The organism is Pseudooceanicola lipolyticus (assembly GCF_002786325.1).
GTDB lineage: Bacteria > Pseudomonadota > Alphaproteobacteria > Rhodobacterales > Rhodobacteraceae > Pseudooceanicola_C > Pseudooceanicola_C lipolyticus.
Genome location: NZ_PGTB01000207.1, coordinates 1 through 5448 on the forward strand (window position 1 = coordinate 1; position 5448 = coordinate 5448).

General features: G+C 66.5%; 5 protein-coding genes and 1 pseudogene. 4 read left to right on the forward strand and 2 right to left on the reverse strand.

Annotation, left to right across the window (positions count from 1 at the left end; all coding sequences use genetic code 11):
• On the forward strand, positions 1-362 hold a 362-nt coding region (locus CVM52_RS23135; protein ID WP_205965010.1), incomplete at its 5' end, for a peptidoglycan-binding domain-containing protein.
• An 88-nt stretch (positions 363-450) separates the two neighbouring features.
• Here the strand turns inward: CVM52_RS23135 and CVM52_RS23140 are convergent.
• Together CVM52_RS23140 and ade are read right to left on the reverse strand one after the other, a co-directional pair.
• Positions 451-1914 (reverse strand): AMP nucleosidase, encoded by a 1464-nt coding sequence (locus CVM52_RS23140; RefSeq protein ID WP_100164709.1) that lies wholly within the window; start codon positions 1912-1914, stop codon positions 451-453.
• Positions 1911-3713: an adenine deaminase gene (gene ade / locus CVM52_RS23145; protein WP_100164712.1), complete on the reverse strand. Its 1803-nt coding sequence runs from the start codon at positions 3711-3713 to the stop codon at positions 1911-1913. Before ade ends, CVM52_RS23140 begins: the two co-directional genes overlap by 4 nt.
• Positions 3714-3827: 114 nt before the next feature.
• On the opposite strand from ade, the gene CVM52_RS23150 reads away from it, so the two are divergent.
• The 3 genes and pseudogenes from CVM52_RS23150 to CVM52_RS23160 form a co-directional block, all read left to right on the forward strand.
• Positions 3828-4274, forward strand: coding sequence for a VOC family protein (locus CVM52_RS23150; protein WP_100164710.1), 447 nt, complete (start codon positions 3828-3830; stop codon positions 4272-4274).
• A gap of 102 nt (positions 4275-4376) precedes the next feature.
• On the forward strand, positions 4377-5132 hold the full coding sequence (locus CVM52_RS23155) for a class II aldolase and adducin N-terminal domain-containing protein (RefSeq protein ID WP_100164711.1): 756 nt from the start codon (positions 4377-4379) through the stop codon (positions 5130-5132).
• 60 nt (positions 5133-5192) lie between these two features.
• Positions 5193-5448, forward strand: a pseudogene (locus CVM52_RS23160) (SDR family NAD(P)-dependent oxidoreductase); the annotation flags it as partial.

Genomic DNA, 5448 nt, shown 5'->3' on the forward strand with positions numbered 1-5448 from the left:
GCCCGGCCGAGATATTGCCGCCCGCTGGCGGGCGCGGCCCGGCCTTCATGATCTTCCGCAATTTCTCGGTGCTGCTGCGCTATAACAACGCCGAAAGCTATGCCATCGGCGTCGGCCACCTGTCCGACCGGTTGCGCGGCGGCGGGCCGCTGCGCACCGCCTTCGGCCCCGATGCGCGCGGCATGACGCTGGCCGACCGCAAGCGGCTGCAACAGCAACTGACCGTCAAGGGGTTTGATGCCGGCACCGCTGACGGGGTGATCGGCGCCAAGACCGAGGCGGCGATCCGCGCCTATCAGCGCAGCCAGGGCCTGCCCGAGACCGGGGAGCCGTCGATGGGGCTGTTGCAGCGGCTGGGGTAGTGGCCCCTGTCCTCGCTGCGCTAGCGGAACCCGCCTTCCGCCGACCGCGGAATAAGGGGCCTCGCCCGCCGGGGATCGGAGGCGACGCTTACAGAAACGCCGTCTCGTCAAACGACCGCAGCTTGCGGCTGTGCAGCCGTTCCAGCGGCATGGTGCGCAGCCGCTCCATCGCGCGGATGCCGATGCGCAGATGCCGCGCCACCTGGGTGGTGTAGAATTCCGAGGCCATGCCGGGCAGCTTCAGCTCGCCATGCAGCGGCTTGTCCGAAACGCAGAGCAGCGTGCCATAGGGCACCCGAAAGCGATAGCCATTGGCGGCGATGGTGGCGCTTTCCATATCCAGCGCGATGGCGCGCGACTGCGACAGGCGCTGCACCGGGCCGGACTGGTCGCGCAGCTCCCAGTTGCGGTTGTCGATGGTGGCCACGGTGCCGGTCCGCATCACCCGCTTCAGCTCGTACCCCGACAGTTCCGTCACCTCGGCCACTGCCTGTTCCAGCGCGATCTGCACCTCGGCCAGCGCCGGGATCGGGGTCCAGACCGGCAGGTCGTCATCCAGCACGTGATCCTCGCGCAGATAGGCATGGGCCAGCACGTAATCGCCCAGCGCCTGGGTGTTCCTGAGACCGGCGCAGTGGCCCACCATCAGCCAGGCATGCGGCCGCAGCACCGCGATATGATCGGTCGCGGTTTTGGCATTGGACGGGCCGATACCGATATTGACCAGGGTGATGCCGTTCCCGTCCGGGCGTTTCAGGTGATAGGTCGGCATCTGCGGCAGCTTCAGCGGCAGTTCGATCGGCGCCTCGGGGTCGGTGATCTCGGCATTGCCGGTGGCGACAAAGCTGCAATAGCCGCTGTCCGGATCGGCCAGCATGTCGCGGGCATAGCTTTCGAACTCGCTGACATAGAACTGGTAGTTGGTGAACAGCACATGGTTCTGGAAATGCGCCGCGTCGGTCGCGGTGTAATGCGACAGCCGCGCCAGCGAATAATCGACCCGCTGCGCGGTGAACAGCGACAGCGGCCAGATACCGTCGGCGGGGGCATAGGTGCCGTTGACGATATCATCGCTGGTGGTGGCCAGGTCGGGCACGTCGAAAATGTCGCGCAGCGTGAACTTGGTCGCGCCTTCCTGCGGGACGGTGATGTCGGGCCGGGTGGCGACGGCAAAATGCACCGGGATCGGGGTTTTCGACGGGCCGATGGTCACCGGCTGGCCATGGTGCCGGATCAGCAGCCCGATCTGCTGGATCAGGTAGTTGCGGAACAGGTCGGGCCGGGTGACGGTGGTGGCATAGGTGCCGGGCACCGAGACATGGCCAAAGCTCAGCCGCGTGTCGACATGGGTATAGGAGGTCGTGGTCAGCCGCACCTCGGGATAGAAGGCGCGGATGCGGTGGCCCGGCGCGCCGCTGCGCAACACCTCCATGAAGCGGCTGCAGATAAAGGTGGTGGCCTCGACATAGAGCTCTTCCAGCCGGTTCACCGCCGCCTCGGCATCGGTGAAGCTCTCCGCCTGGAAGACGTCGGGGGTCTCGATCCGGCTCATGTCTGCGGCTCCAGCAGCGGGATATGTTCGAATGTGCGGACATCGACCAGCCCTAGGTCGGAAATCCGCAATTCGGGGATCACCACCAGCGCCAGCAGCGAATGCTGCATATAGGCGTTGTTCAGTTTGCAGCCGCAATCGATCATCGCCTCGACCATCTTCTGCGTCTTCGCGGCCACGTTCGATGCCAAATCGTCCGACATCAGCCCGGCAATCGGCAGTTCGACCAGCGCCAGTTCCCCGCCATCGCGGAACAGGGTGATGCCGCCGCCCACCTCGGCCAGCCGGTTCGCCGCCAGCGCCATCTGGTCGCGATCGGTGCCGACGACGATCATGTGGTGACTGTCATGCGCCACGGTCGAGGCCATCGCCATCCGCCCAGTATAGTCAAAGCCCGAGACAAAGGCATTCACCACCCCGCCGGTGGCGCGGTGCCGTTCCACCAACGCGATCTGGCAGACCGCGCCATCGCCCTCGACCAGGCCGTCGCGCACCGGGAGGTCGGCCTTCAGCGCCTTGGTCGGCGCCTGGTTCTCGACCACGCCAATTACGTTGGCGCGCACGCTGTTGGCGCCCGGCGGCGCGGCGATTTCGAAATCCTGCGCGCTCAGCGCATGGCCCAGATGCACCGTGTTGCGGGCGCTGTCGGGCCAGTCCAGATGCGGGCAGTCCACCAGGCAGCTGCCGTTTTCGGCCACCAGGACGCCGCGCGCAAAAACCTGCTCGATCGGCAGGGTTTCCAGGTCCGAGGTCAGCACGATATCGGCCCGCCGCCCGGGGGTGAGCGAGCCCAGCTCGCGTTCCAGCCCGAAATGGGTGGCGGTGTTCAGCGTTGCCATCTGCAGCGCCACCAGCGGATCGCAGCCGCAGGCGATGGCATGGCGCACCACCCGGTTCATGTGGCCGTCGTGCACCAGCGTGCCGGAATGGCTGTCATCGGTGCACAGGACAAAGCTGCGCGGATCCAGCCCCTTCTCGGTCACCGCGGTGATCTGCCGCTCCACGTCGTACCAGGCCGAGCCCAGCCGCAGCATCGCCCGCATCCCCTGGCGCACCCTGGCGATGGCATCCGCCTCGCAGGTGCCCTCGTGATCATCCGCCGGGCCACCGGCGACATAGGCGGCAAAGGCCGGGCCCAGGTCGGGCGCGGCGTAATGGCCGCCCACCGTCTTGCCGGCACGCTGGGTCGCGGCGATCTCGGCCAGCATCTTGGCATCGGCATTGGCGACGCCGGGAAAATTCATCATCTCGCCCAGGCCGATGATGCCGGGCCATTGCATCGCCTCGGCCACGTCGCCGGGGGTGATCTCGTATCCGGTGGTCTCCAGCCCCGGCGCCGAGGGCGCGCAGGAGGGCATCTGGGTATAGATGTTGATCGGCTGCAACAGCGCCTCGTCATGCATCAGCCGCACGCCGGTCAGCCCCAGCACATTGGCGATCTCATGCGGATCGGTGAACATCGTGGTGGTGCCGTGGGGGATCACCGCGCGGGCAAATTCCGCCGGGGTCAACATGCCGGATTCGATATGCATGTGCCCGTCGCACAGGCCGGGGATCATATAGCGCCCCTGCACCTCGATCACCTGTGTCTCCGGCCCGGTACAATGCGACGCATCGGGGCCGACATAGGCGATGCGCCCCTCGGCGATGGCGATGTCGTGATCGGGCAGGCATTCGCGCGAATGCACGTTGACCCAGATGCCCTGGCGCAGCACCAGGTCGGCCGGCGCGCGGCCTGCGGCCACGGCGATCAGGCGGGCGGCCACATCGGGCCAGGCGGGGAAAGCGTCATGTTCCATGTTCCAATTGTCCTGATTGGGCAGACAGGCGCAAGCCCCCGCACCGGGTTTTGCCAAATCTTCACCGCGCAGTTGGCGCTTGCCGCGGCACATCGGGATCGGCAAGGCTGGGGCATGGAGTATGAAACCGTTTCTGCTGAAGATTTCGGCAAGTCGCTTTCGGGCCTGGGACTAAATCTGCTGGTGCGCGACGTCCCGGCGCAATGCGCGTTTCTGCGCGACGTCTTCGGCATGGCGGCGCATCGGGTCTCGGCAGATTTTGCCATCGTCACCTATGGCGGACAGGCGTTCCAGATTCATGCCGATCATACCTACCATTCCAATCCGCTTCTGGGCCTGCTGCCGGAAACCCCACCGCGCGGCGCGGGCGTCGAAATCAGGCTCTACAATAGCGATCCGGACGCCGCGGCGGCCCGGGCCGAGGCCGCGGGCGGCACCGTTCTGCAGCCGCCCACCGATAAACCGCACGGCCTGCGCGAAACCTATATCCTGTGCCCCAACGGCTATGCCTGGGTGGCCAGCCGGCCGCTGCAGCCCCCCGCGCCGGCAAAATCACCCTGATTGCTGCGCCGGGGGCAGGGAAACCGCGCCTTTCTGCGACCGCCGGCGCCCTTGCCATTTCGCTGCCGACACGGCAGCGTTCGCGCAAAAAGGAGAGACCCGATGACCGTTGCCAATCTGCGCCCCAATATGTCCCACTGGCAGGAACGGGTGGATCTGGCCGCCGCCTTCCGCTGGACCGCGCGGCTGAATTTCCACGAAGCCGTGGCCAATCACTTCTCGCTGGCGGTGAATGACGACGGCACCCGGTTCCTGATCAACCCGAACCAGATGCATTTCAGCCGCATCCGCGCTAGCGACCTGCTGGATCTGGATGCCAACGACCCCACCGCAATGGAGGGGCCCGACGCGCCCGACCCGACCGCCTGGGGTCTGCACGGTGCGCTGCACCGGCGGGTGCCGCATGCCCGCTGCGCCATGCACGTGCATTCGATCCATGCCACCGTGCTGTCGACGCTGGCCGATTCGCGGCTGCTGCCGATCGACCAGAACACCGCCACCTTCTTTGACCGCTACGTGATCGACGAACACTATGGCGGGCTGGCCTTCGAGGAAGAGGGCGAACGCTGTGCCGCGCTGTTCAGCGATCCGAAGAAAAAGGTGATGATCATGGGCAATCACGGCATCATGGTGATTGGCGAGACGGTCGCCGAAACCTTCAACCGGATGTATTATTTCGAACGCGCTGCCGAAACCTATATCCGCGCGCTGCAGACCGGGCAGAAGCTGCGGGTGCTCTCGGACGAGATCGCCGAGAAAACCGCCAGCGAGTTGGACGACTATCCCGGGCAGGACCATCGGCACCTGGCCGAGCTGAAGGCGATCCTGGACAGCGAAGGCTCGACCTACGCGCAATAGCACCGCGATTCCCGGTTACGGAGACTTGCGTCGCGCGCCGCCCGGGCGCATCAAGGGGGCATGGTAAAGACGCTGTTTTCCTTCGGCCACGGGTACAGCGCCCAGGCGCTGGCCCAGCTGCTGGTCCCGCGGGGCTGGCGGGTGATCGGCACCACCCGATCGCCCGAGAAATTCGGCCTGCTGCGCGCGCAGGGGGTCGAACCGGTGGCCTTTCCCGGCGGCGACCTGTCGGCGCTGGAGCAGGCCAGCCATCTGCTGATCTCGGCCGGGCCGGGCGAGGCGGGCGACCCGGTGCTGGCGACGCTGCGCGACCGGA